Origin of the sequence: Bacillus sp. FJAT-29937, assembly GCF_001509555.1 — a bacterium.
Taxonomy (GTDB): domain Bacteria; phylum Bacillota; class Bacilli; order Bacillales; family Cytobacillaceae; genus Cytobacillus.
In genome coordinates this window covers 14,423-40,153 of record NZ_LMAS01000010.1, presented here as the reverse complement: position 1 = coordinate 40,153, position 25,731 = coordinate 14,423, and the positions used below count along the sequence as shown (strand labels likewise).

Below are 25,731 nucleotides of genomic sequence, written 5' to 3'. Positions count from 1 at the left end.
CAGGTGTTGTAAAAAGAAAATGCCATGTTTTCGGCAGCAAAAAGCCTAATTTTAGGCACTTGAACATATATATTAGCAGGGAGGGGATGAGGATCACTGAAATACATGTGAAATCAAAAGAGGTTCTCTCTGCGATATTAAATGGAATTGATGAGGGAATCCATGTAGTAGATATAGACGGGGAAACTATTTATTATAATGAAATTGCCGCAAAGCATGATGGAATGAATGTAGATGAAGTATTAGGAAAACCGCTGTTAACGGCATTTCCTTCATTAACTGAACAGACAAGTACACTATTAAAAGTCATCAAAACAAATAAGCCCATTTATAATCAATCACAGTCATATGTCAATGCCCATGGCCGCCAAATCGATACGATCAATACAACATTGCCTATTAGAGTAAATGGGAAAACAGTTGGGGCTGTTGAAATAGCAAAAGACTATTCCAGGCTAAAGCTCCTTTCTGAGAGCTTGATTGATTTACAGAAACAGATGAAGACTGCTTCGAAGAGCAAAAGAAAATCTTCAAGCAGCACACAATACACACTGGACAATCTTTTAACTGTGAGTCCTGAGCTTAATGAAGTTAAAAATGAGGCTAAGAAGCTGGCAAAATCAGACTCCCCTATCATGGTTTTTGGTGAAAGCGGCTCTGGAAAGGAATTATTTGTACAAGGAATTCACCATGTATCTTTAAGAGCAAACGGTCCATTCATTGCTCAGAACTGTGCGGCCATTCCCGAATCATTGCTGGAAAGCATATTATTCGGTACATCTAAAGGCAGTTATACTGGTGCTGTTGACCGTTCTGGCTTATTTGAGCTTGCTGATGGTGGCACGCTTTTTTTAGATGAAATTCATACGATGCCAATTGAGCTCCAAGCAAAGCTTCTCCGTGTTTTGGAAGATGGGCATGTGAGAAGGGTTGGAAGTACAGAGAGTACCTTTGTTGACGTTCGAATTATTGCTGCAATGAATATCCACCCTCAAAAAGCTATGGAGAATCAGCAAATTAGGAGTGATCTTTTCTATCGAATAAATGTATTAACCTTCAGATTGCCTCCACTAAGAGAAAGGAAAGAGGATATTATACATCTTCTCGACCACTTTGTTTCATCGTTTAATAAGGTATTAAGGAAAACAGTTAAAGGTGCTGACAATCAAGTTCTTGAACAATTCCTTGCCTATAAATGGCCGGGGAATGTTAGGGAATTTAAGCATGCCATTGAATACATGATGAATGTCTGTGAAGGAGATTTGCTGACCACGGATGACCTCCCTGTAATGATGAAGCAAAACCTCCGCACATTGAAAATAGACGAGAAAAATCATAGCTTATCGTTAAAAGATCATTTGCAGAAGCTGGAAGAAAAGCTTATTCTAGACGCTCTTAAGCAAACAGATGGGAATGTTAAGCAGGCTGCAAAGCTCTTGGACATTCCCAGACAAACCTTACAATACAAGATGATCAAGCTCGAAATAAATAAGGTTTACTAGCCTTAATCATCTCCTTAATAAATGCCGGATTTTCGGCATTTTTTCTTGCCTTTTTTCCTGGAAAATTCCCCCCTTAAAAAAAATCAATACCTCAAAGCCTTATTAATACAGGACGTATTAAGCGAATTAGGCATAAATTGTATGAGGAATTTCTAATTTGGCACAGTACTTGCATAATTGTTAATAAGACATTTTTTGAGGAGGAGTACGATGAAATCATTTTTATATAAGCCTGATCGTCATTGGAAGGATATTGAGCTTTGGAAGGATGTTACTGAGGAGCAATGGAATGATTGGTTATGGCAATTAACAAATACTGTTCGTACGGTTGATGATTTAAAGAAGGTTATTAATCTTACACCTGAGGAAGAGGAAGGCGTAAGAATTTCTACGAAGACTATTCCCTTAAATATTACACCTTATTATGCTTCATTAATGAATCCAGATGATCCACGCTGCCCGATTCGGATGCAATCAGTACCCATTTCACAGGAAATTTACAAAACGAAGTATGACCTGGAGGATCCGCTCCATGAAGATGAGGACTCCCCAGTTCCCGGACTAACGCATCGTTATCCAGACCGTGTTCTCTTTCTTGTGACTAATCAATGCTCTATGTATTGCCGCTATTGTACGAGACGCCGTTTTTCCGGACAAATTGGAATGGGCGTCCCTAAGAAACAGCTGGATACAGCGATCGACTATATTAGAAATACGCCACAGGTTAGAGATGTTCTCATATCTGGCGGCGACGGGCTTTTGATAAATGATAATATTTTGGAATATATATTAAGAAACCTGCGCGAAATTGATCATGTTGAAATTATTCGAATTGGCACTAGAGCGCCAGTTGTGTTTCCACAAAGAATTACCGAAAACCTCTGCAATATTTTGAAAAAATACCACCCGATTTGGCTGAATACTCATTTCAATACATCAATTGAAATAACAGAGGATTCGAAAAGGGCCTGTGAAATGCTCGCCAATGCTGGTGTACCACTAGGCAATCAATCTGTCATACTGGCTGGAATAAATGACAGTGTACCAATTATGAAGAGACTCATGCATGACCTCGTAAAAATTAGAGTCCGTCCATATTATATTTACCAATGTGACTTGTCCGAAGGAATCGGCCATTTCCGTGCTCCGGTTTCAAAGGGGCTTGAGATTATTGAAGGACTGCGCGGGCACACATCAGGTTATGCCGTACCTACCTTTGTCGTCGATGCACCTGGAGGCGGTGGAAAAATAGCTCTTCAGCCTAACTATTTAATTTCGCAAAGTGCTAATAAGGTAGTGCTTCGAAATTTTGAGGGGGTAATTACGACTTATCCAGAACCAGAGAACTATGTGCCGGGGCGTGCGGAGGGATACTTCAAAGAAATTTATCCAGATATGGAAGCGAAACAATCGAATGTGGGGATTGCTGGATTGATGAATGATCAGAAATTTAACCTAGTACCAGAAGGTTTAGTACGACTTGAGCGCCGAGAAAAATATGAGCATGATCCATCACATGCATCGTTAAAAGATAAACGGGAAAAACGGGATCAGCTAAAAGAGAAGAAGTTCATGGCGCAGCAAGTGAAGCCAAAACCTGTTGATTCAGATATAAAAGCAATTGCCAGTGAATAAGGGGGGAATATCGTGAAGGAAACATGTGCCTGGTGTGATAGTGAAAAGATCAAAACCGCAAACGGGGATGTTTATTGGGAACTGCCCGATGGTTCAAGAGCGATAAAAATTAGTGAGGTCCCAACCGTCTTTTGTCGGGACTGTCAGATGGAATACCAAACAGATCAGCTAGTGAAAGAAATTGATGACCAATTATTTCTGATCAATACAAAGGAAATCGGCCAAGAAACCACATTTACAAATTTAATGGCGCAGCCTAGATTATTGAAAAGAAATTATTTTGATTTTTCTTCTTAGTGAGTTTTCTAATGGATGAATGGCACTCTGAAATGGGTGCCTTTTGTCATATAACTTTTAGATATCCTTTTTTAACAGGTTCTCCTACACGCATTTTGGTGGAGATCCAGTAAAAACGAGCACTATGAAGTTTTCTCCACACATCACTATCCATTCTCCATCATCTATTTAACAAATCAAAAGTCTCTTTACGTAATTGTGATTTATATCATAATTCACAAAGAATTCACGTTTTATTCACAAACTTCGTTTCCTCTCTCTTTATAATGAATATAGGGGATATTCATTTACTTAGGGAGGAAGTAAGTATGATGCAACTAACTTTAATGGTTATGCTTGCAGTTGCTATGTTTGCTTTATTTTTCTGTGGATTTTATGCTGGTGTGATCAAAGAAAACTATGGGAAAAACTGGCTGCAGGCTGTTCCGATTACCGTGGCGATATTAATGTTTAATATTATTTGGATTCTGACTGAATTAGCTAAATCATCACGCTATCAATAACTGCTTAATCAGCTTAGAAGTTATAACTTAATATACACATAGGAAGAGCAACCTAATTGGGTTGCTTTTTTTGTGGACGAAAACTCCGATTATCGCGTATAGTATGAATACGATATATAAGCAATCATTTATTTTATTTCTAAAGAGGCGGTCATTATGGCAAAAACATTTTACCATTTTTTAATGAAATATCGGCATCCATCCCCTAAGGATCGGATTAGCCGTTTTGCTAATCACGCATACTTAGATCACGACTTTCCAAAGACATCATCAGATTATCATGAAATTACCTTATATTTAGAGTTAAATGGCGGATACATGGACGGAATGGCAGTTTTTGATGAAGCATGGGAATTATATATAATATCAGAAGGATAGGCATGGTAACTCTTTTGGGGTTGCCTTTTTTTTGTGTAAAAACTAAATAGTCGTCGGTTTTATTGAACAAGCCTTGATGTACGAAGTAATCACCAGCGCAGAGAAATAAAGCCAACGACATTTAAATTCTGGGTTGGGAGTTTGGCAATCCGCTTTCTATTCATTTTTAATCAGTTTTCCTTAATACGGACCGATTTTTCCTATCCTTGCATATAATATCGTAATTAAATTTCACGACTCACACCTGGAAGGATGGAGGAAATGAGCGATAGGAAAAAGTCAAAATATAATATCGGTGATACAGTCGTGATCACTATATATGGAACAGTTGGGAAAATAACAGATGTTAAATGGCTTGATGGGATGTATGTATATGAGGTGAATAAAAGTGAAGGGCTTTTTATGGAGTCCAGTCTCAAAATGCTTTCCGAGTTTGAAGGAGAAATCATCGAGAAGGAGCATATCGATATAGAATACAAATACTTTTTCGGCGATTTAGTTCAAGTCAAAGGCTATGGATCAGATCTGTTTAAGGTAGTAGGATTCCGGACAGAGATTTGGCGCTATAAGGAAGATGCTTGGGAGGATATCATATATGAGCTCACGAGAATTAGCGATGGTGAATGGCTGGAGGCCGGGGAAGAGGAATTAACCATTGTTGCTGATGCAGAAAGCGCAGATGCCTTCATCCAAAAGCTAGGGCTGTTATATTTGCTGAATAAAAAAGAAAAATTGCCTACATCATTAGAACAAAAAGGAGCGGCCCCCAATTTCCGAAAAACTGAAAAAGAAATACTGGCTAGTATTCGTGAAAGAAAACTATTGATTGATGGTTTATTAGATATATATAATGACTACCGAATTCTATATGAAATGTTTCGAGATGAGGAATATAAACATATTATGCGGGTTATTGTCAGAAAACTAAAACAGATTTCCAGTAATGATGGAAAGAGCACCGTTTAGCCTTGAAGGCCAAACATGAATAATAGATAGGCAAGATAGGGAACACCCAGAAATAGAATGATTTTAAACATGCCTTTTAAAACTAGACCGTAACATTGAATAATGATGCTATCCTCATTGTTTACATCCTCTTTAATTGCTGCAGCTAATCTAGAAATACTCATATATGTTCTCCTCCAATGATAGTATTAAGCACCAAAACTTTTTCTTAAGGTCATATATATGCTTGTCACCAATAAAAATGTCAGAGGAAAAAATAAATTTAAAGGAAGAGCTTACTTGAAAATGACTAATGTTAGCATGAAATTTAGGAGAACATCATACATTCTCTAAAAAGGGGGCGATGCTATGAAAGAAATTGAGGTTATTATTGATACGGAGGAAATAGCAGATTTTTTCTTTCATGAGCTAACAAGAAGAGGTTTTGTGCCTGCTGAAAATGAATTAGAGGAACTAGCTGATATCGTTTTTGATTATTTATTGCAAAAATGCATTATCGATGAAGAAATTGACCAAGACTAATATAGAAAAAATGACGAGAGCTCTCGTCATTTTTAGCTAAAAGCGAAAATTATATTGTATTACATAATGAAAAATCTATTCCTTTGATTGATAGGCCTCTTGATTCACAAGATTAGGAGGCTTTTTTCCTTGTAAGCCATCTGTTAAGTTTCTCGCGGCAAGCTCCCACATTTTCGTCCTCGTCTGAATACTGGCACTTCCGATATGTGGAAGAGTGACAACATTGGTGAACTGTAACAGGGGATGATCAGTAGGGATGGGTTCCTGCTCAAAAACATCCAGTCCCGCACCCCAAATCATTCCATCCGATAAAGCTTGTACGAGATCCGCTTCGTTTACAATGCCGCCTCTCGCTGTATTGATTAATATCGCGGTTTTTTTCATTTGTTTCAATTCTTTTAATGTGATCATATTCTTAGTTTGTTTAGTAAAGGGTGTAAGTACACAAACAAAATCCGATGTTTGCAATAATGTATAGAGGTCAGCATATTGAATGCCAAGTTCGTCTTCTAATAACGGCTTAGGTGTTCTGCTATTATATAAAATGTTCATATTAAAGCCTTTCGCTCTTCTAGCTACAGCTGCTCCAATTTCGCCTAAACCAATAATCCCTAATGTGGATCCATTTACATCCATTCCAGTTAGATACATGGGCGACCATGTTTTCCAATTTCCTTCACGTAAGCTGTTGGAAGCTTCAATCAATCTTCTTGAAGTTGCAAGCAGAAGCGCAAATGTAAGATCAGCTGTCGTTTCAGTCAATACACCGGGTGTATTTGTAACCATGATTCCACGAAGACTAGCTTCCTCTACATGAATATTATTATAGCCGACAGCTAAATTGCTAATTACTTTAAGGTTGCTGCCTTGATCCAGCACTTCCTTATCGATATTCTCGGTAAGTAAACTAAGCAAACCATCATATTGATGGATAATTTCAAGTAATTTCTCTCTTGGTATTTCCTCATCCTCTGAATCCCAAATATCCACTTGAAAGTTCTCATTTAAATAATCTAACACATGCTTAGGAGGCTTTCGCGTAATAAAAAGCTTCTTGTTAATAAAGATCATCTCCAATCTATAAAAGAATTTATTGAATATTTTGCTCAATTATCATTATTGTAACATTACCCAATCAATCATGTTGGTTGTTATAAAAGATTTCCGAAATAATTTTTAATTTATGAAACCTTTAAAATAAATGTTTCGTATTATTCTTGATTGAGCTACTTAATAAAGGAGGAGAATGGAATGTCATTTTTTAATAAAGTTTTGGCAAGTGTTGGAATTGGGGCAGCAAAGGTCGATACGAAGCTAGTTCAGGATACAGTCACTCCAGGCGGTGAAATTAAAGGGGTTGTTGAAATTCGGGGAGGAAATGTAGAACAAAAGATTGATGCTATTTACTTGTCAATTCACACAACTTATTTGAAGGAGTCAGATGATAAAAAGTACACAGTCACAGGCTTAGTTGACCGTTTTCAAATTACTGCATCATTTAATCTCAGGGCTAATGAACGTAAAGAAATCCCATTTTCCTTCATCCTTCCATTAGATACTCCACTTTCGATCGGAAAGGCTAAGGTATGGGTTTCGACAGGTCTGGATATTAAAAATGCTGTTGATCCTACAGATAAAGATTATCTTCGAGTTGTACCGAACGACCTTATGGATTCCGTATTTCAAGCAATAAGCAGTTTAGGCTTTCGGTTGAGGGAAGCAGAATGTGAATACGCATCTAGCCGTTTTCGCAGCAGATTGCCATTTATTCAGGAATTTGAATTTGTCCCATCCTCCGGTCCATTCCGCGGGCGTTTGGATGAATTAGAAATTACCTTTTTCCGAATTTCAAGCAATGAAATTGAAATATTAATGCAGGTTGACAGGAAAGTAAGAGGATTAGGAAGCCTATTTGCCGAGGCACTCAACATGGATGAAACCCATGTGCGATTCTCTGTCAACCGGGCGGATATGCCGCAAATGCAACAAAGAATTCAATCGATTATTCAGCAATACTCATAATTTAATACACAAAAAAATGAGACCTATGATCAAAGACAGGGCTCATTTTTTTTGAGAAAATATTCTATTCTTTAATAACGGGAGAAATAAAACTAGTAAACTTGTAGCTCGGCTTTCTAAATTCTTCGTCAGAAATAATGCCGTGTACGCCTAATCGCTGCATAATTGGAAATTGGTATTGCTTCTTAATTGTCCAGGAAAAAATATCAAACCCTAGTAATTGCGCCTTACTTATAAAGGCTTTCGTTAATAATTGGTGATGAATAGATAGGAAAGAGGCATAAGGCCGATATGATGCCAATTGCAGTAAATCTAAAGGCTTGTTCAATAATAGTCCAGTTGCGATATCAGGTACAAGTTCTTTTAATTGTTTCAGCTCATTAAAATTAAAGGATTGAACTTTTACTGTTTCAGGATCCAGCCCATTTTGAATATGGTCGTTTAATATATTTGATAGAATATCGATCATTCCCGGCTGTTTATCAGGAGACTTTACATCAATTAAAATGCCAATTTTTTTACCAAAGAGATAGAGTATTTCTTCAAGCAGTGGAATTCTTTCATCGCTAAAATCTTTAGAAAACCAAGATCCTGCATCAAGCATTTTCAATTCTTTCACTGTCAAATCACCGATATAACCGACTCCGTTAGTAGTCCTTTTAACATTTTCATCATGAATAACAACTAGCTGCTCATCCTTGCTAAGTCTTACATCAAGCTCTATATAATCAAAACCAAGATCAACCGCTTTTTGAAAGGAAGCTATTGTATTTTCAGGAGCATAATAGGAGGCACCCCGATGAGCAATAGACTTGAATGGATGAAGTGGCTGCAGATAATAAAATATGTTAGAAGTCACTAACCAAAGACCGAGAAAGATGCAGGTTAAAACAGGTCTTTTAATAGGCGAAGTTAGGATCATTTCAAAGCCCCCTTTATCATGTTTTTATATATTATATGAAACTATCTCCTGATATGTAAGCGCTTTCTTTAGAAATATCCTTTTGTTCGACAAAAGTAGTAGTTTTTTGATGAAGGAAACGACAAAGGGAGTATCCAATAGAAAGTGTAGGCTATCTGAAATGTTTGAATATTTAATTATATTTTACTTAAAATATTCCATCTTATCAATACATGGGAAATAAATTATTTCTTGAGGAGGAATAAAGATGATAAAAGAATTAACTAGGATAAAAAAGAAGAAATACGATGTCACGATATTTCAAACGCCTGAATTTCGACAAAGCAAAGGGTATCGACAAGTTTACCGATTAACGGTGCAGGCATCTGACCATGATGAATGCATCTATTCAGTCTTTTCGACATTTAATGTTCATGACCGAATACCTAGTGATTTTAATGGAAGATTTATTTCAACAGGGGATATTTTGTATATTGATGAAGGGCGGAAAGGGCAATATTATTTTCAATTAAAACCGGGTGGATGGCAGCAGATTAATCGTATTCATATTAGGTAGTTGGGGGAGAGCGCATGCTCTCCTTATTCAATGTTTGAACCAGGACCATTTTTCCTTCCTTGAGCAGTGAATTCTTTCCCGTGAGCTTCTTGTTCGGCGATAATAGCTTCTTTCGGAATATGATTATTTTTTTTGGGTGAATTGATTCGATTTCGATGTTTTTTACCCATTTGCGAAGCGCTCCCCTCTAATTCTTACTAATTGTTTTTACCGTTTTAGATGTATTAGGCTCAGTATTTGATCTTGATGTTGGGTTTGTTTCATTCGCGTGTTGAACAGCCTGTCTAAGTTTTTTACTGATTTTTTCCTGTGCCACTAATCAACACCTCCTAAATTCGGCTAAAGATAGCTTTCCCGTAAGCCCAAAAAACATGCTGAAGGAATAGAACGTTTTAATGCTGGGATATATTATGATATAGTGGTGTAGGGATTTTTTACCCTTCGAGAAAATTTGGGAGGCTTAATGAATGAGTATACATATTGGTGCGAAAGAAAATGAGATAGCTGAAACAGTCCTTTTGCCTGGGGATCCGTTGCGTGCAAAATATATTGCCGAAACTTTTCTAGAAAATGCAAAATGCTATAATGAAGTTCGAAATATGTTTGGGTTTACAGGTACATATAAGGGCCATCCAATCTCTGTTCAAGGAACAGGTATGGGGGTCCCATCAATCTCCATCTATATTAATGAACTGATGCAGAGCTATAATGTTCAAAATTTAATTCGTGTCGGTACTTGTGGGGCTATGCAAAAGGATGTAAAGGTGCGGGATGTGATCCTGGCGATGTCCGCATCAACAGATTCTCAAATGAATCGGATTACATTCGGCGGCGTCGATTTTGCTCCGACAGCTAATTTTGATTTACTGAAACGCGCTTATGATGCAGGCGTGGAAAAAGGACTTCAGCTTAAAGTCGGAAATGTATTTACAGCTGACATGTTCTACAACGATAATTCTGAATTAGAAAAGTGGGCAAAATATCAAATTTTGGCTATTGAGATGGAAACATCGGCTCTTTATACGTTAGCGGCGAAATTTAATCGAAAAGCATTGTCAGTCTTAACGGTTAGCGATCATATTTTAACCGGCGAGGAAACAACTGCTGAAGAAAGACAAACAACTTTCAATGAAATGATTGAAGTGGCTCTAGAAGCCGCGATAAAAGAATAAAAATAGAATTGAACTGGTTCGAAAGTATGAACCGGTTCTTTTTTTAAAAAAAATATGGTAAAAAACTATCTCTGAAAAAACCTCTTTTTCATGTTAAAATAATAGGCGGTAAAAGTAATCAAAGATAGGTGAAAAAATGAAAAAGATTGTTGTATTAACCGCTTTATCGTCCATTATGCTTTCAGGCTGCAATCAGATTCAGCCATATTTAGAGAAGATTCCTTTTTTGCAAAAGGAAGAGAAAGCATTGGATGAAATCAAGCAACCAGAAAAAGGTACGGTTAAGGAAGAGGAAGGCGGAAGCGCCAATAAGGATAACAGTAAGGAAAGTGAAATTCCTTCTCTTGAAGCAAATTATTTTAATGAAATAATGACTGTTGATGGAAAGCGGATTATTCAAAATCCAACGAATCATATGGTTTTAGTAAACAAACAATTTTCTCTTCCGGATGGGTATGCCCCAGCGGATTTAATCATGCCAGCTGTTTTGTTTTCCTTTGGCGAACAAGATATTGAAAAAGCTTATTTACGGGACGAAGCAGCTAAAGCGCTTGAAGCAATGTTTACAGAAGCAAAGAAGATAGATATACATTTATTCGCCGTATCTGGATATCGTTCATTTGACAGGCAGAGGGCCGTTTTTGATGCAGAAGTAAGCAAATACGGTGAGGAAAAGGCCATACAGGCGGTAGCCATTCCAGGAAGCAGCGAACATCAAACGGGATTAGCTATGGATATATCCAGTCAAAGTGCTAACTTTGAATTAACGGAGCAATTTGGTGAAACGGTGGAAGGAAAATGGGCTGCTGAAAATGCCCATCGATTTGGTTTTATCCTTCGTTACCCTAAAGGGAAGGAAGAAATCACCGGTTATAAATTTGAACCTTGGCATTTCCGGTATGTAGGGAAGGAAGCCGCAGCTGTAATTTTTGATAAACAGCTTACATTAGAAGAATACTTTGAAATTGTGAAGAAAATCTAGTGGGGAGGTCAGACGTTGTCTGACTTCTTTTTTATTTTTAATATTCGTTTTATGTATTTTCTTTGTGCTTTTTATTAGAGTAATGGTATTCTATTCATTAAGGATTTCACAGAGAAACTTTGGTAATGAAAGTGGTGAGAGGTTTTGCAAGATAAAGATGTCAATCAAGAACCACCGGTTAAACATGCAGGCTTTATCCGCATGAAAAATTTCCATTTTGTCATGCTCGTGTTTGCAATTGTCTTTTTATCAGTAGGGGTTACAGCATTTGCACTTGCTTTTGGCAACGAAAAGGCTGTAGATCAAGGTGCTTTCGACCGTAAAGAATTTGAAAAGCTATATGCGGCATTTGATACATTGAACAACGGCTATTTTCAGGAAGTTGATCAAGATAAATTAGTCAATGGCGCCATAAATGGCATGGTTGATGCGCTCGATGATCCTTATTCGGATTATATGACAGTAGATGAGGCAAAAAGCTTTCATCAAAGTATCTCCTCGTCTTTTGAAGGAATTGGTGCTGAAATACAGGAGCAAGGTGGATTCATTGTTATTGTGACTCCAATTAAAGGCTCTCCAGCTGAAAAGGCTGGTTTAAAACCGAATGATAAAGTACTTTCGGTTGATGGAAAGAGTATTCAAGGAATGAGTGCAACAGAGGCAGTTACTTTAATAAGAGGGAAAAAAGGGACAAAGGTAGAGCTGTCCATTCAAAGACCGGGTATGGAGGAAGCGTTATCTGTTCCGATTATTCGTGATACGATTCCGATTGAGACTGTATATGGCGAGATGCTAGAGGATGGCATTGCAAAGGTCCAAATCACTTCTTTTTCCGAAAATACGACAAAGGAATTAATCGAAACGTTAAATGAATTACAAGGTCAAGGAATGAAGGGAATTGTACTTGATTTAAGGCATAATCCTGGCGGCCTTTTAGAACGGGCAATTGAGATTTCCAGTCTTTTTGTACCTGAAGGGAAAAACATCTTCCAAGTTGAGGATCGAAATGGAAATCGAAAGGAAGTTAAGTCTAAAGGGTCAAAAAGCCCAAATATTCCCCTAGTTGTTGTCATTGATAAAGGAAGCGCAAGCGCTTCTGAAATTCTAGCTGGTGCTGTGAAAGAGTCAGCAAATGTTACTTTAGTTGGCGAAAAGTCTTTTGGAAAAGGTACGGTGCAGCGTGCAGAGGATTTTGCAGATGGATCCAACTTGAAATTTACAACGGAGAAATGGTTAACCCCGAATGGCAATTGGATACATAAAAAAGGGATTAATCCTGATTATGAAGTAACTCTGCCAGATTATGCTTCATTGCCTGTCATTGATCCGGATCAAGAATTAAAGTTAAGCTCTTCTTCTCCACAAGTAAAGGTTGCTCAGCAAATGCTTAAAGCGATTGGCTTTGACCCAGGGAGAGAAGATGGATTCTTTGATGAACAAACAAAGTCTGCAGTTGAAAAATTCCAGGCTGCCGAAAATCTTGAGGTCGACGGTGTATTAGCCGGAAGTTCAACTGTGAAATTAATGGAAAATGTAAGAGAAATGCTAAATAAAAATGATACCCAAATTCAAAAAGCCTCGGAAATATTGAAGCAACAGCTAGGAAATAAATAATTTTGTGAAAAGCACTTTCAGCTGAGAGTGCTTTTTTGCATTAGAAAAACACACCGGGTATAGAAACATTCCTACAATCCAACAATGAAATTAAGGCAGTCTAAGATTTGCTCCACTTTTGTAATATATGTGCTCTATGTAAAGAGGTGATGTGTTGATTAAACGATGGATCATTTTATTTTTCCTTTGTGGTGTTCTAACCGCATGTACGTCCTTTTCCTTCGAAAGAAACTATAAAGAAGATAGTCATCCTAGACCGATGAATGTGATAGAAAAAGTAATTGAAAAAAACATTCCACCAATTCCATCAGAGCCGTTAAAAATGGCAAAAGAGCCAAAGAATTTTTTATTAATTGGCGTTGATAGCAGGGGAGAAGAAAATTCACGGTCAGATACGATTATGCTTGCTCGATATGAGCCAGCAGATAAAAAAATTAAACTTGTTTCCTTAATGAGAGATAGCTATGTGAAAATTCCAATTCATCCAATGACTTATAGCAAGCTCAATCATGCCTATTATTTAGGCGGGAAGGATTTGCTTAAACAAACGGTTGAACAAAACTTCGGAGTAACTATTGATCATATGGCCGTCATTGATTTTAAAGGATTTATTAGCATGATGAACACGATTGCGCCAGATGGTCTTGAGGTTGAGGTTTCTCAAGCAATGATTGACGATATGAATTTGAGTTTAAAGCCAGGAAAGCAAAAACTGCACGGTGAAGAGCTTCTGTCCTTCGTAAGATTTAGGCATGATGAAATGAGTGATTTTGGAAGGGTGAATAGACAGCAGGAGGTTCTCATTTCATTGAAGGATCAAGCCTTTAAACAATTTGCCACTATTGATGGAATTGCAAAATTCCCAGAAATGATTAAGCACACGATGCATCACGTTGAAACCGACTTGAAATTCGATGAGGCCATTTCCCTTGGTGCCAGCTTTCTTTTAAATCCAGTTAATGATATTCAAACATTAAGAGTACCGATTTCGAATAGCTTTGAAAATAAACACTATCGGCATGCAGGATCCGTTTTACAATTGGATTTTGTGGAAAATGAAGCAGCAATTAAGGGTTTTTTACATGAAAAATAAAAAAGCGGGCTAATGCCCGCTTTCCCTATTATCAGGTCGTTACAATTGTAACGTTTAAGCAAATCAGATAAAATGTGTCTTTAGGTATAGTGTGAAGAGGTGATTTCTTGAAACAAATTGTTCACCTTAATGAACAGATTAAGCAAGAGGTAGCTAGAATTGAGGAACAATGCGAAAATGTGGGAAGTATGCTTCAAGGAAAGTATGAAGGCGATTTTCGTATACTGTCTGAATCGTTAATGATTGAGCTAGTTCGTGAAAAAAAAGGAAAATCTGCATCAAAGGAAGATTTATTTTTAGATAGCTATCAGTCCTATTTAGAAATAGGTGTAGAAAAAAATGGGGTATATTATCCTAATGGCTATATTCCGATTTGGAAATGCAAGATGGAAATGTTTCATCCAGTAGGATATTTAATGAATTTAAACATGTATGCTTTAGAGAAAAAATTACAAGAAATGATCATAGAAATCTATGAAGATCATAGGAGAGAGCGGGAAGTTACATGATGAAGACGGAAATATATGTTTTGGCGGGGTTTTTGGGAAGCGGAAAAACAACCTTATTGAAACAGCTATTAATCGAGGAAAAGAAGCAAAATCGAAAAGTAGCAGTTATGATGAATGAACTCGGAAAGGTATCAATTGACTCAGATGCAATTGAAGAGGATGTCCCACTTAAAGAACTGCTGGATGGATGTATTTGCTGCTCCATTCAGGATAAGTTAGAGGCTCAGCTTCAAGGGCTGCTAGTGATTGAAAAACCTGAGGTCATTTATATAGAGGCAACAGGCGCCGCCCACCCGGTTGAAGTATTAGATGCAGTACTCTCTCCGTTATTCGCTGATAAAATTCATGTAAAAGGTATTATATCAGTCGTTGATGGAATGAGATGGCTTAACAGGAAAATATTAAGTCCTCAAGTACAGCAATTATTAATGGAACAAGTCCGGCATGCCGATTTAATTTTGTTAAACAAAACCGATCAATTAACTGAAGCAGAGCAAGCAAAACTAACAATGGAAATACAGGCGTTAAATTCACATGCTTTTTCCGTGTTAACAGCATTCTCAAAAGTACCAATCGCGAATATACAGAACTTATCATTTAGTACAAAAGGCAGTTCAGTGAATTCACATGTAAAGAAGGATTTAAAGTTAAGCTCTTTTGTTTATAAGTTTGAAAAGCCAGTTGATCATGATGAATTCGAAAACTTTTTGAGAAATCTTCCTGATACGATGTACCGGATTAAAGGGTATATTAAATTTTCCTATTCGAAATATCCTTTTCTCTTTCAATTTTCATACGGCATGCCTATCTATTTGCAGGAAAATATGAATATGCCCCTTAACCTAGTGTTTATCGGCGAAAAGATTAATTGGCAGGAGATAGAAAGCCAATTGGAAATATTAGAGAAAAAAGAAACAAGCTCCTCATGAAATCGTGTAATGAACACGATTTTTTTGTTTGAAAATGAATACATGGGCTGATTTTTTGGAAGACTTTCTTAGAGGAATAAGAAACTAAACTAAGAAATTGAGTGGAGAAAATGAAGTTTTTCATTGCATTTCTACTGTTTTTATCAGCATGTACGTATGATACAAATGTTCAAGCAAAAGAAAATATGGTGGGAGATCAAATCGAAATGCTCCCGTGGGATCAAGTTAATAAGATTTTGCCTAAGTACTCAAAATTCACGGTCATGGATGTAGAGTCAGGCAAAAAATTTAAGGTACAAAGAAGAGCCGGCAGTCATCATGCTGATGTTCAGCCATTAACATCAAAAGAAACAAAAATAATGAAGGAAATTTATGATGGAAAATGGAGCTGGAAGAGGAGAGCGATAATCGTTATTCATAAAGGGCAATGGATTGCAGCCTCCATGCATGGGATGCCACACGGAGCTGGGGCTTTGGAGAATAACTTTCCCGGCCACTTTTGTATTCATTTTTATGGCAGTACGACACATCGGACAAACTTTATGGATCTATCGCATAAATTAATGATATTAAAAGCAGCTGGAAAGCTTAATGAATACGCGGGCAATGCTGACCCTTATGAAATAATAAGTGCATATATAGCAGGGTATAAACAGCAGGATGCTAGCATTATTTCTGCCTTTTCGCTGCAGGAATTGCAAGGGAAAAGGCATCTCAAGAGAATAGAAAATATTAATTTGAACCGGATGGCGATTTTACCTGTCGAAGATCTGGCTGATGAATTAAACTTAGAGGTCCCTGTAGAAATAGATATGATTATTCGAAATAAAGGAAGAAAAAGCTTTAATGGAAACATATATTTAGTGCGTTTTTCACATGCGGATGTGTGGAAAATAGATACCGTTCGGTTTATGGAGGATTTACAATAAAAAAACTTGAGATAGCCTCAAGTTTTTTTATCTTTCTCCAAACTTAATAAATGTTCTTTCATCTTCAACTAATCCGCAGGAACCACATTGTACTTTGATTTCCGGACCTTTGTATGCCATATGGAAGGGGCTTAAATTTTCGCTTGTAAATTCTTCAACAATATCACCTGTGTGCGGGTCGAGTTTAACGGGTTGTGGAATCTGTCTGATAATATTAAAGCGGCTCCTGTTTGTTTTACAATTCGGACAGCAATATGGTGTACTCAATTTAACGAATCTCCCTTCAACATCATTTCAACTATTTTTTGCATATCCATGTTTTTTTATGTAAAAATGGAAGGATGAAGACCAATTAATAAAAATTAGACGGTGAGGTAATCATGAATTATCAATATTTATTAGATGAATATCGGAAGTTATGGAAAAATCGATCCCTTTTAGCTGACGAGTCTGCGGAATTAATATTAAAGGAAGCTATTGTCAGGGAACTGAAGGATGAAAACGCTCATCCAAGAGTTCGAAAATCATTACTGGAAAAGTATTATTTGGCAACAAAAAGAATCATCGAATCAGAGTTATCTGACGAAAGTAAAATCGCTTTAGTTCAATTGCATCTAGAGCTTATGGAGTTCACAAAAAGCGTTCAATCTTCAAAATGAACTTCACAGATTAAACACATATAGGCCATATAATATTTAAAAAAAGATTATAAGAGGGGAAGATTGTGCCTATATTATTCCGATTTTTGCTTGTATTTGTGACAGCCATATTATTATCAGCTTGCACGAATCAAAAGATTCCACCCATTCAAGAAGATCTTTCTATTGCTGCAACGGTCAATATTAAGGATATGACTGTTTCTTTCATTAATATGGAGAATATGAAAAAGCTTACCGATTGGGAGCTTAAGAAGCCTTATACAGGCGCCGTTATTTTTCCGGACGGAGATAAAATATTACTATTTGGAAAACAGGTTGAGACAGTTGATTTATTTTCACTTAAAGCCGGAAAAAAGATAGATAGCTGGAAAACTGGTAAAGGAATAGTCAATGGGAAGCTGCTTCAGACTAATTCCTATATTGCGTTAGTGGATCAAAATCTTGCTAAAATCCGATTATTTAATGTGAATGGCGAAGAAAAAGCACAAATTAGAACAGAAAGTAATCCATTAACGATTCTTGAATCGGAAAAGGATAAAAAACTTTATGTATTAAGCTTCAGTAAGGAAAAACTAACTGTGATTGACTTGCATAACACAAATAATGTTTCGAGCTATAAGATCCACCCAGCAGCCGCGGGAGCTTTGCTAAATGATAATCGAAATGAGCTATGGATTGGCGGACACGGTGCTGGTGATGAGGTTGAAAAGGATATTCATGTGTACAATTCAGAAACGGCTGAGTTAAAATACAAAATCCCGGCCCCAACGATGCCTGTGAATTTTTTGGAATATAATCATCATGTATTTGCACTAAGCCATGGTACTAGCACGCTTTACAAATTAAATATGGAAGGAAAAGTAGTCAATTCTAAAATTATTGGTGCAAATCCTTTTGAAATGGCTTTACTCGATCAATATTTACTGATAGCTGGCTATGACAGCAATGATATTCATCTTGTAGATCCCTCTACCCTAGAAATAATCAAAACAATACAAGTAGGAAAGGGGCCGTTTCAAATCGTGTTAAGAAAAGCGGAAGAGCCTTGAACAGGGTCGACAAGCATAAGACGAGCCAACGAGAAGATTGTACTTTAATCTTCTTGTTGGATTGGCTTATGACCTCCGACGTACAGGACGTACTAGTGCCGACGTTGCCACAGGACGTGGCGTTCTTAGTCGGCGAGACCCTAGGCTCTGGAGCTAGACAATAAGGGAGAGAAAGTAATGGAGAAGCTAAGTATCCTTATCATTGATGACGAGGAGGACATGAGGCATCTAGTTGAAATGTATCTGGAGAATTCAGGCTTTCACTGCTTTTCTGCGTCTAATGGGCAGGAGGGATATGCGATCTTAAAGGATACATATATAAGCTTAATTATTCTTGATATTATGATGCCTGACGAAGATGGATATGTGGTTTGTAAAAGGATTAGAGAAAAATATAATATCCCGATCATCTTCCTATCAGCTAAAGGGGAAGAATGGGACAAAGTGCAAGCCCTCCAGCTTGGTGGTGATGATTACTTAGTTAAACCATTTAGCCCAGGTGAGCTTGTCGCAAGAATTCATGCTGTACTGCGAAGAAGTGGCATAACAAAAACTGACTCATATATCCAAGTTGGAAAAATAATTATTGATCGGTTGGCGAGAAAAGTATCAGTTGAAGGGGAAAGTATCTCTTTAACATTAAAGGAGTTCGAACTTCTGCTATGTTTCGTTGATCATCAATCACAGGCTTTGAGCAGAGAACAGCTTCTTGATTTTGTTTGGGGAATCGATTATATAGGAAGTCTTCGAACGGTTGATACACATATTAAAACATTAAGAATGAAGCTTGGCGTCGGGGATTATATACAGACTGTATGGGGAATAGGCTATAAATTTGAGGTGCCTGTACAATGAAGTTTAATTTTAGCGATAGTTTGACAAAAAAACTATGGCTCACCATTACAGCAGCCATTTTAATTACGATTATATATTCCTATCTCCTCTCTTATTTATTTTATGAAAAGCTATATGTAAATAATGTAGAGACTTCATTAATAGAGGAAGGAAATCGTTTGGCAAGCGAATATGATGGGGGACCTTTAACAGAGGAATTAAAAGATAAAATCGAATGGTATGGAACAAAATCTGAATCAGAAATTTTTATTGTCAGCAATCCTAGGGAGCTAAGTGCCTGTTTACCTTTTGATATCGATTATGAGGCATTGATTAGCGGGAAAGAAAGAGAACAGCTGCTTAAAGGTGAAGCAGTACATAAGGTTGGTTATGAGGAGCGGTTTGATCGGAAAATTATGGCTGTCGTTATTCCTCTATTGGATGAACCAAGACTTGAAGGAATTATTTATTTATATATACCGCTAGCAAAAATTTCAGAGGTTACGACAGACTTTGCGTATTTATGGATGATTGCAGCCATTTTATTTTTAATTATTGCGATATCTCTCGGAACGATCCTTGTCCGAAGGCTCACCAAACCGTTGCTTGAGATGAAGACTGCTGCTGAGCGTGTCTCAAAGGGAGAGTATTCAATCAAGATCGACAATCAATCAACAGATGAAATTGGGCAGCTTGCCCATGCATTTAATCATATGGCTTCCTCCATTCAACGCGAAGATGAAAGAAAAAAAGAGTTTCTCGCCAATGTCTCCCACGAGCTTAGAACCCCAATAAGCTATGTAAAAGGGTATAGTGAAGCATTAATTTCTGGGATTGCCAAAAAGGAAGATCATGATCGTTATGTTCGTATCATTCATCGCGAATCAGGAAGAATGGAACGGCTTGTTGGCGATCTTCTTGAACTTTCTCGACTGGACTCGGATGAATTCCATTTGGAAAAAATGCCGCTTCCACTTGCACAAATTATTGAAAACTCTCTGCAAAAGTATGGACCCATTATGAAGAATAAGAATATAGACCTTCATTATCGGCTCAATCCGGATATTATTATTAATGGAGATGAAGGCCGGATTGAACAGGTCATCCAAAATATTATGGACAATTCCATCCGATACACTGATAGAGGTGAAATCAGTCTTAATCTATATAGAATAAAGGATGACTGCTGTATAGAAATAAAGGATACAGGAATAGGAATTCCGGCCGAAGATATTGATAAAATAAGGCAACGATTTTACAGAGTGAATAAGGCAAGGACAAGAAAGGATGGAGGAACAGGTTTAGGACTTGCGATTGTCGAAAAGATTGTTCATCTCCATGGAGGAAAGCTAATGATCACAAGCGAGCTCGGAACTGGGACGACTGTTAGGATTATTCTTCCAATTATCGATCTATAGTTATAAATCCTTCATATGTGTAACACTTTTGTAACAATAGTAAAACAAACTCCCTCCATAAAAACCTGTCAACACCGAATTATTAGCAATATTATGGAGCAACTTTATGGTAGTTCCCTTTAAAGGAGAATTTATCCAAGTAAATATCCTCCACTCTATTTTTTATAAACCTGCTAACTATAGGGTTTTTGATAGATTCATGTGATTAATCTAGCATTATATTATTCATGTACAAGGTAATTGTTAAATCCCCCCAGAAATATTACAAAAAACCGTGTGTTATGATGATTGTGCAAGGAAGACAGCACATAAATAACTCACATCAGGGAGGAATTAATAGATGAATAAAAAAATGTTATTTTCAGTAGCAGCAGCGGCAGCATTACTAGTTTCAAATCCAGTGGTGAATAAGGCAGATGCAGCATCCAATTGCCCAACGCCTCAACAAGTAAAAGTTTATTACTCACAACCTACTAATATAAACTATGATCAAATTAATAGCACTCTGCAACAATATCTTAAGAACTACAATATTCAATGGAATATGAATGGCTTTAATAATCAATTTGTTCAACAGCCAGTTCAACAGCAACAACAGGTACAAAAGCCAGTTCAGCAAAAGCCGGTACAACAGCAACCAGCAGCACAAAAGCCAGTTCAACAACAACCAGTACAACAAAAGCCAGTACAACAGCCTGTACAGCAACAACAAGCTAAAGCACCAACAACACCTGCTTCTTCATCTGTAAGTGCTTATGAGCAAAAAGTGGTTGAACTTACAAACCAAGAGCGTGCGAAAAATGGCATTCCTGCATTACAGCTTGATGTAAACTTAAGCAAGGTTGCTCGCGCAAAATCATTAGATATGAAAAACAAAGGTTATTTTGATCATAATAGCCCGACTTACGGATCACCATTTGATATGATGAAGTCATTCGGAATCACTTACCGTTCAGCAGGTGAAAACATTGCAATGGGACAACGCACTCCTGAAGAAGTTGTTAACGCATGGATGAACAGTGATGGTCACCGTAAAAACATTTTAAATGCTAGCTTTACACATATCGGTGTAGGATATGTGGCAGAAGGCAACTACTGGACACAACAATTTATTGGAAAATAATATATAATCATGAAAAAAAGAGCAGACTAACTGCTCTTTTTTTCATATCCTTAACCTATAGGTGCTGATTCATCATTATTTACCATGATAGGGATGTTTTCATCATCACTATAATTAAAAGGAAGGATAATGGATAAAATTCCTTTATCAAATTGAGTCTGGATTTCATGTTTATTAATGACTGCAGGTATTGTTATCTTTTTTTCAAAAGTTCTATTAGGTCTTTCCTTTAAATAATACTTGAATGATGGTCTAACAGTTTTACATTCTCCCCTTAAAATAAGCTCACTTTGCTGAAGAAATACTTTAATATCAGCAATTTCGACACCTGGAAGCTCTGCTTCAACGATTATACATTCATCAGTTCCATACATATCACAACGCGGGAAAATATCCTGATTTGAAAAAAAATTAGATGCCAGTTCTTCTGTTGCTTGAGCCTGGTTATGATCAAAAATTTCATTCCAAAATCCTTGTGATTGATATTGTTTTGTTAAATCTAGCCATTGTTTCAATTTTTCAATCTCCACAGAATCTCCTCCTTCCATTTTCTTTTACTTTCATCCCTTTTCATGATTATAAGATTTCTGTAACATCAATTTCTGAGTATTGCATATCAACGTTTTTCGGTATTTTTATTTCCAGCATTCCGTCTTTAAAATACGCAGTAGATCCCTTTTTTTTCACAAGAGCTGGAAGTATGATGGTCGTTTTATCTTCAAGATCAGGTATATGGTCAATGATCATCTGATTGGAAGTATGATAAATTCGCATATCCTTTAGCCATTGCTCATTTTTTATCGGAATTCTTACAAAAACATTATCATGTGTCTCAAAAACGGTTGAAGGAAGAGAAGAAGATGATGGAGGGCTTTGTTTTGCATCGTTTTGAAAGCCAGGCATAAAGCTTTGTGGCTGCATCATCCCTTGCATACCCTGCGGAAACATTTGATTCATCATATTCTGGACATATTTATCAATTTCATCCGGCTTCATCTGTTTCATCATATTTTTCATATCTTTATTAAATGGGAAAAGGTTCCAGGGGAACATGGAGCAATCCTCCTTTCGTAGCTGCATTAGAAATGCTTACCTTCATTAACAAATGATTATATCTGGTTTTGTACAGGTAAAGATGGGTTTGCAATTTGGTCTTGATCACTAACGTCTACATCGCCTACAATATTTGAAGAAAACGATGTAGTAGGGGATAAGTCGCCAAAAGCAATGTTGGCACCGAAAAACTTAGAGTTGGCAGTATGGCTATTATGAATGGTAGGACCAAGTGATATGTTTCCATTATTGTTAATTCCGTTTGTTTTTATATTAAAAATATTAATTTGGAAAGGCATAATGGTTCACTATCCTTATATTTGGTTGGCATTGACCGGAGAAACAGAGGCAATGTCCCCTTGATCATTAACATCTGGATCAATAAATACATTTTCCATCGCTGCAGTCGGTGGAGCATAATCGCCAAAGGATGAATTTTGACCCTGTGATTTCGTATTTGCGGTTGGGGAATTGTAAAATGCTTCTCCAATAGTAATGGATCCGTTAGTAGCAACACTGTTTACCTTTAAGCTAAATATGTTGATAACTGTTTGCATCTTTACACTTCCTTTTTTTTCATTCGTATGGTTTAAGGTATGCAGGTACCCGCCTAATCGTTAATAAAATAAATGGGTATAGGCATTTTGATTTTCATTTCATTTGCATAACCTATTTGTTCTTAATAGTATATTGATTATATAGGGTTTAAAAATAAAAGGAATTGCGAGGTAATTCTGTGGGAGGAAAAACAGCTTTAATAACAGGGGGAGCAACAGGCATTGGCAAAAGAACAGCGTATCAGCTGGCTGAAAATGATGTTCATCTTGTAATCAATTACCGAAAAAGCAAAGCGGAAGCTGTCTCACTTGCCGAAGAACTATCTAAAAAATTTGGAACAAAAAATATCGCCATCGGCGGCGATATCGCAAATTTAGCGGAATGCCAAAAGGTTATAAATGAGGCTTTGTCCGTGTTTTCAAGCATCGATATATTAGTCCATAATGCCGGTCCCTATATGCATGAAAGAAAGGTATTAACCGATTATTCAATTAGTGAATGGAATTACATCATCAATGGAAATTTAAATGCTCTTTTTTATCTATGTAAATTATTATTGCCTGAAATGAGGGAAAAAGGATGGGGCCGAATTATCTCCATTGGCTTTGACCGGGTTGAGACGGCACCAGGCTGGATTTACAGATCTGCATTTGCTGCCGCAAAAAGCGGTGCTGCCTCATTAACTAAAACGATTGCACTTGAAGAGGCTAAACATCAAATTACTGCTAATATGATTTGTCCAGGCGACATCACAAACGATTGGAAGGAAAAAGAGATTTTTCAAGCTGCAGATGTCATGAATGACGATACCCCAATTGGCAGACCTGGAACCGGTGAGGATATTGCAAGAGTCATTACATTTCTAATCGATGAAAAATCCGACTTTATAACAGGCAGCATCATCCCCGTAACCGGTGGAAAGGATGTTTTGGGAAAGATATTCAGAAATTAAATCAATAAAAAGATGGGGAACCGGATCGATCCCCATCTGTAGTCTACTTATGCTCCTTTAAGCTTTTGTGGCTTCCTTTGAATTAACACAAGTCTGCTTGATAAACAGATTGCCCCAGCAGCCAAGCCGGTAATTAAGCCAATCCAATAGCCGTATGCTCCCCAGTTCGTGAAATTCGCCAGAAAATATCCGAAGGGCAGACCAATGACCCAATAGGATATTAAAGTCATAATCAGAGTAATATTAACATCTTTATATCCCCTTAATACTCCTTGTACTGGTGCTTGAATGGCATCAGAAAGCTGGAAAAAGATTGCATAGATTAAGAATTGAGCGGTAAGATTGATCACTTCCGTATCATTTGAATAAATACCGGCAACCTCTGAGCGGGTAAAAAATAATATTAACCCGCCTATAGAAGCAATAAATACGGCAATGGATATGCCGATTATGCTATATTCCTTCGCATCCTTGTATCGCTTTGCCCCAACTTCAAATCCCACCACAATAGTTAAAGCCATCGCAACACTTAATGGCACCATATAAAGGAAGGAAGCGAAATTTAATGCTGCCTGATGGGCGGCAATGGTTGCTGTGCTAAACTTACTCATAAATAGGGTGACTGCAGCAAATATACTCGTTTCAAAGAAGATAGCGAAGCCAATAGGAACCCCGATGACAAGGATTTCCTTCCATTTTGCAAAAGAGATAGAATAAAGCTTTTGAAAGATCCCAAATGAAGAAAAAGGAACAGCTTTATGGACGATAATAAAGGCTATAATACAGAGCACCCAATAGGTTATAGCCGTTGCATAGCCTGAACCCACACCGCCTAGCTCAGGAAATCCGAGTTTTCCAAAAATTAGCAAATAGTTAAAAATGACATTTATAGGCAAGGCCATTAATGTAATAAACATCGATACACGTGTTTTCCCTAATGCATCGATAAATGAACGAAGTACACTGTACACGAATAGCGGAACCATCCCATAGCCTAGTGCTGCTAAAAAGCCATATGCCTTCAAATGTACGATCTCCTCTAAGTTCATCGCATTTAATACCGGATTAAGGGCAATGCCACCCAAAATTAGTACAAGAATGGCCATGATTACAGCCAGATAGACCCCCTGAATGACAGAAAAGGCTACTTCCCCTTTTTTTCTTCCCCCAATAAGCTGGGCGACAATAGGCGTAATCGATAATAAAATTCCGCTTAGCCCCGTATAAACAGGCATCCAAAGCGATGAACCGATTGCAACTCCTGCTAAATCCTTTGAACTATAATGACCTGACATCATCGTGTCAAAGAAACTCATCGAATACATAGCAAGCTGAGTAATCAAAATCGGAATTAATATTGTTAGCAATTGCTTTAGTTTTTCTTTTTTAGTAAATGTTTGATTCATTTTTGATTCCTCTTCCAAATTTAAGTTCAAAAAAGAAATTATATCATATTCCCGTTAAAAATAATCTTAAAAACAAAGTGGAATCCGTATTGTCGTTAGTTTGGCATAATGATTTTTCAATTATGTGAAATTTTAAAAATCATGAATG

Annotated in this window: 33 protein-coding genes; 22 read left to right on the top strand and 11 right to left on the bottom strand. The window is 37.1% G+C overall.

Annotated features, from left to right (window positions below):
• Positions 1-86: 86 nt before the first annotated feature.
• From AR328_RS18510 to AR328_RS18485, 6 genes are all read left to right on the top strand, one after another.
• Positions 87-1,502: a sigma-54 interaction domain-containing protein gene (locus AR328_RS18510; RefSeq protein WP_066299598.1), complete on the top strand. Its 1,416-nt coding sequence runs from the start codon at positions 87-89 to the stop codon at positions 1,500-1,502.
• Between the two features lie 210 nt (positions 1,503-1,712).
• The gene (ablA, locus tag AR328_RS18505) at positions 1,713-3,137 is read left to right on the top strand and encodes a lysine 2,3-aminomutase (RefSeq protein WP_066299595.1); all 1,425 of its coding nucleotides are present in this window, start codon (positions 1,713-1,715) and stop codon (positions 3,135-3,137) included.
• Between the two features lie 12 nt (positions 3,138-3,149).
• On the top strand, positions 3,150-3,434 hold the full coding sequence (locus tag AR328_RS18500) for a YokU family protein (RefSeq protein WP_066299592.1): 285 nt from the start codon (positions 3,150-3,152) through the stop codon (positions 3,432-3,434).
• A 308-nt stretch (positions 3,435-3,742) separates the two neighbouring features.
• Positions 3,743-3,937, top strand: a complete 195-nt coding sequence (locus AR328_RS18495) for a hypothetical protein (RefSeq protein WP_231735009.1) — start codon at positions 3,743-3,745, stop codon at positions 3,935-3,937.
• Positions 3,938-4,093: 156 nt separating this feature from the next.
• Positions 4,094-4,315 carry a YozE family protein gene (locus tag AR328_RS18490; protein ID WP_066299589.1) on the top strand — a complete coding sequence of 74 codons (222 nt, stop codon included), beginning with the start codon at positions 4,094-4,096 and terminating at the stop codon, positions 4,313-4,315.
• A 261-nt stretch (positions 4,316-4,576) separates the two neighbouring features.
• Entirely contained in the window at positions 4,577-5,281 is a 705-nt protein-coding gene (locus AR328_RS18485; RefSeq protein ID WP_066299583.1) for a hypothetical protein, read from the top strand.
• Here the strand turns inward: AR328_RS18485 and AR328_RS22690 are convergent.
• A complete protein-coding gene (locus tag AR328_RS22690; RefSeq protein WP_156422751.1) occupies positions 5,278-5,445 on the bottom strand; it encodes a hypothetical protein in 168 nt (55 codons plus the stop codon). The two genes, AR328_RS18485 and AR328_RS22690, sit on opposite strands and share 4 nt — an antisense overlap.
• A gap of 184 nt (positions 5,446-5,629) precedes the next feature.
• Between AR328_RS22690 and AR328_RS22375 the strand changes: the two genes are divergently transcribed.
• Entirely contained in the window at positions 5,630-5,803 is a 174-nt protein-coding gene (locus AR328_RS22375; RefSeq protein WP_082677315.1) for a YozD family protein, read from the top strand.
• A 75-nt stretch (positions 5,804-5,878) separates the two neighbouring features.
• Here the strand turns inward: AR328_RS22375 and AR328_RS18480 are convergent, their stop codons facing one another.
• Positions 5,879-6,874 carry a 2-hydroxyacid dehydrogenase gene (locus AR328_RS18480; protein ID WP_066299581.1) on the bottom strand — a complete coding sequence of 332 codons (996 nt, stop codon included), beginning with the start codon at positions 6,872-6,874 and terminating at the stop codon, positions 5,879-5,881.
• Positions 6,875-7,054: 180 nt separating this feature from the next.
• Here AR328_RS18480 and AR328_RS18475 point away from each other — a divergent pair, with 180 nt between their 5' ends.
• Positions 7,055-7,825 carry a sporulation protein gene (locus tag AR328_RS18475; RefSeq protein ID WP_066299578.1) on the top strand — a complete coding sequence of 257 codons (771 nt, stop codon included), beginning with the start codon at positions 7,055-7,057 and terminating at the stop codon, positions 7,823-7,825.
• Positions 7,826-7,889: 64 nt separating this feature from the next.
• On the opposite strand, the gene AR328_RS18470 is transcribed toward AR328_RS18475, so the two are convergent.
• Complete coding sequence (locus AR328_RS18470; RefSeq protein WP_066299569.1) at positions 7,890-8,747, bottom strand: glycerophosphodiester phosphodiesterase; 858 nt, start codon at positions 8,745-8,747, stop codon at positions 7,890-7,892.
• 247 nt (positions 8,748-8,994) lie between these two features.
• Between AR328_RS18470 and AR328_RS18465 the strand changes: the two genes are divergently transcribed.
• Positions 8,995-9,303 (top strand): YodL domain-containing protein, encoded by a 309-nt coding sequence (locus tag AR328_RS18465; protein ID WP_066299563.1) that lies wholly within the window; start codon positions 8,995-8,997, stop codon positions 9,301-9,303.
• Between the two features lie 23 nt (positions 9,304-9,326).
• Here AR328_RS18465 and AR328_RS22925 read toward each other — a convergent pair whose 3' ends face one another.
• Positions 9,327-9,473: a hypothetical protein gene (locus AR328_RS22925; protein WP_197414494.1), complete on the bottom strand. Its 147-nt coding sequence runs from the start codon at positions 9,471-9,473 to the stop codon at positions 9,327-9,329.
• A 17-nt stretch (positions 9,474-9,490) separates the two neighbouring features.
• Positions 9,491-9,619 (bottom strand): hypothetical protein, encoded by a 129-nt coding sequence (locus tag AR328_RS23345; protein WP_269433530.1) that lies wholly within the window; start codon positions 9,617-9,619, stop codon positions 9,491-9,493.
• 151 nt (positions 9,620-9,770) lie between these two features.
• On the opposite strand from AR328_RS23345, the gene deoD reads away from it, so the two are divergent.
• The 7 genes from deoD to AR328_RS18430 all read left to right on the top strand — a co-directional run bounded on the left by deoD (position 9,771) and on the right by AR328_RS18430 (position 16,531).
• On the top strand, positions 9,771-10,475 hold the full coding sequence (gene deoD / locus AR328_RS18460; RefSeq protein WP_066299559.1) for a purine-nucleoside phosphorylase: 705 nt from the start codon (positions 9,771-9,773) through the stop codon (positions 10,473-10,475).
• Positions 10,476-10,611: 136 nt separating this feature from the next.
• Positions 10,612-11,457, top strand: a complete 846-nt coding sequence (locus tag AR328_RS18455) for a M15 family metallopeptidase (protein ID WP_066299557.1) — start codon at positions 10,612-10,614, stop codon at positions 11,455-11,457.
• A 201-nt stretch (positions 11,458-11,658) separates the two neighbouring features.
• On the top strand, positions 11,659-13,071 hold the full coding sequence (locus AR328_RS18450) for a S41 family peptidase (protein WP_082677319.1): 1,413 nt from the start codon (positions 11,659-11,661) through the stop codon (positions 13,069-13,071).
• Positions 13,072-13,222: 151 nt separating this feature from the next.
• Positions 13,223-14,164 carry an LCP family protein gene (locus tag AR328_RS18445; protein WP_442854464.1) on the top strand — a complete coding sequence of 314 codons (942 nt, stop codon included), beginning with the start codon at positions 13,223-13,225 and terminating at the stop codon, positions 14,162-14,164.
• A gap of 107 nt (positions 14,165-14,271) precedes the next feature.
• Positions 14,272-14,673 carry a hypothetical protein gene (locus AR328_RS18440; protein WP_066299546.1) on the top strand — a complete coding sequence of 134 codons (402 nt, stop codon included), beginning with the start codon at positions 14,272-14,274 and terminating at the stop codon, positions 14,671-14,673.
• Positions 14,670-15,602: a CobW family GTP-binding protein gene (locus AR328_RS18435; RefSeq protein ID WP_066299543.1), complete on the top strand. Its 933-nt coding sequence runs from the start codon at positions 14,670-14,672 to the stop codon at positions 15,600-15,602. Before AR328_RS18440 ends, AR328_RS18435 begins: the two co-directional genes overlap by 4 nt.
• Before the next feature lie 110 nt (positions 15,603-15,712).
• The gene (locus AR328_RS18430) at positions 15,713-16,531 is read left to right on the top strand and encodes a hypothetical protein (protein WP_066299537.1); all 819 of its coding nucleotides are present in this window, start codon (positions 15,713-15,715) and stop codon (positions 16,529-16,531) included.
• A gap of 27 nt (positions 16,532-16,558) precedes the next feature.
• Here AR328_RS18430 and AR328_RS18425 read toward each other — a convergent pair whose 3' ends face one another.
• Entirely contained in the window at positions 16,559-16,798 is a 240-nt protein-coding gene (locus tag AR328_RS18425) for a DNA alkylation repair protein (protein WP_066299535.1), read from the bottom strand.
• A gap of 113 nt (positions 16,799-16,911) precedes the next feature.
• Here AR328_RS18425 and AR328_RS18420 point away from each other — a divergent pair, with 113 nt between their 5' ends.
• From AR328_RS18420 to AR328_RS18400, 5 genes are all read left to right on the top strand, one after another.
• Complete coding sequence (locus AR328_RS18420) at positions 16,912-17,190, top strand: hypothetical protein (protein WP_066299528.1); 279 nt, start codon at positions 16,912-16,914, stop codon at positions 17,188-17,190.
• 65 nt (positions 17,191-17,255) lie between these two features.
• The gene (locus AR328_RS18415) at positions 17,256-18,239 is read left to right on the top strand and encodes a YncE family protein (RefSeq protein WP_231735003.1); all 984 of its coding nucleotides are present in this window, start codon (positions 17,256-17,258) and stop codon (positions 18,237-18,239) included.
• A 177-nt stretch (positions 18,240-18,416) separates the two neighbouring features.
• Entirely contained in the window at positions 18,417-19,094 is a 678-nt protein-coding gene (locus tag AR328_RS18410; protein ID WP_066299519.1) for a response regulator transcription factor, read from the top strand.
• Positions 19,091-20,491, top strand: a complete 1,401-nt coding sequence (locus AR328_RS18405) for a sensor histidine kinase (RefSeq protein WP_066299515.1) — start codon at positions 19,091-19,093, stop codon at positions 20,489-20,491. Before AR328_RS18410 ends, AR328_RS18405 begins: the two co-directional genes overlap by 4 nt.
• Positions 20,492-20,831: 340 nt before the next feature.
• Positions 20,832-21,614, top strand: coding sequence for a CAP domain-containing protein (locus tag AR328_RS18400; protein ID WP_066299507.1), 783 nt, complete (start codon positions 20,832-20,834; stop codon positions 21,612-21,614).
• Positions 21,615-21,664: 50 nt separating this feature from the next.
• On the opposite strand, the gene AR328_RS18395 is transcribed toward AR328_RS18400, so the two are convergent.
• The 4 genes from AR328_RS18395 to AR328_RS18380 are packed head-to-tail and all read right to left on the bottom strand — an operon-like array spanning position 21,665 to position 23,224.
• Positions 21,665-22,144 (bottom strand): Hsp20/alpha crystallin family protein, encoded by a 480-nt coding sequence (locus AR328_RS18395; RefSeq protein WP_066299506.1) that lies wholly within the window; start codon positions 22,142-22,144, stop codon positions 21,665-21,667.
• A 46-nt stretch (positions 22,145-22,190) separates the two neighbouring features.
• Positions 22,191-22,667 (bottom strand): Hsp20/alpha crystallin family protein, encoded by a 477-nt coding sequence (locus tag AR328_RS18390; protein WP_066299505.1) that lies wholly within the window; start codon positions 22,665-22,667, stop codon positions 22,191-22,193.
• A 56-nt stretch (positions 22,668-22,723) separates the two neighbouring features.
• Positions 22,724-22,966 (bottom strand): spore germination protein, encoded by a 243-nt coding sequence (locus tag AR328_RS18385; protein WP_066299501.1) that lies wholly within the window; start codon positions 22,964-22,966, stop codon positions 22,724-22,726.
• 15 nt (positions 22,967-22,981) lie between these two features.
• The gene (locus tag AR328_RS18380; protein WP_066299494.1) at positions 22,982-23,224 is read right to left on the bottom strand and encodes a spore germination protein; all 243 of its coding nucleotides are present in this window, start codon (positions 23,222-23,224) and stop codon (positions 22,982-22,984) included.
• Positions 23,225-23,403: 179 nt separating this feature from the next.
• On the opposite strand from AR328_RS18380, the gene AR328_RS18375 reads away from it, so the two are divergent.
• Entirely contained in the window at positions 23,404-24,177 is a 774-nt protein-coding gene (locus AR328_RS18375; protein WP_066299491.1) for an SDR family oxidoreductase, read from the top strand.
• 47 nt (positions 24,178-24,224) lie between these two features.
• Here the strand turns inward: AR328_RS18375 and AR328_RS18370 are convergent, their stop codons facing one another.
• The gene (locus AR328_RS18370; RefSeq protein WP_066299489.1) at positions 24,225-25,583 is read right to left on the bottom strand and encodes an MATE family efflux transporter; all 1,359 of its coding nucleotides are present in this window, start codon (positions 25,581-25,583) and stop codon (positions 24,225-24,227) included.
• Between the last annotated feature and the right edge of the window lie 148 nt (positions 25,584-25,731).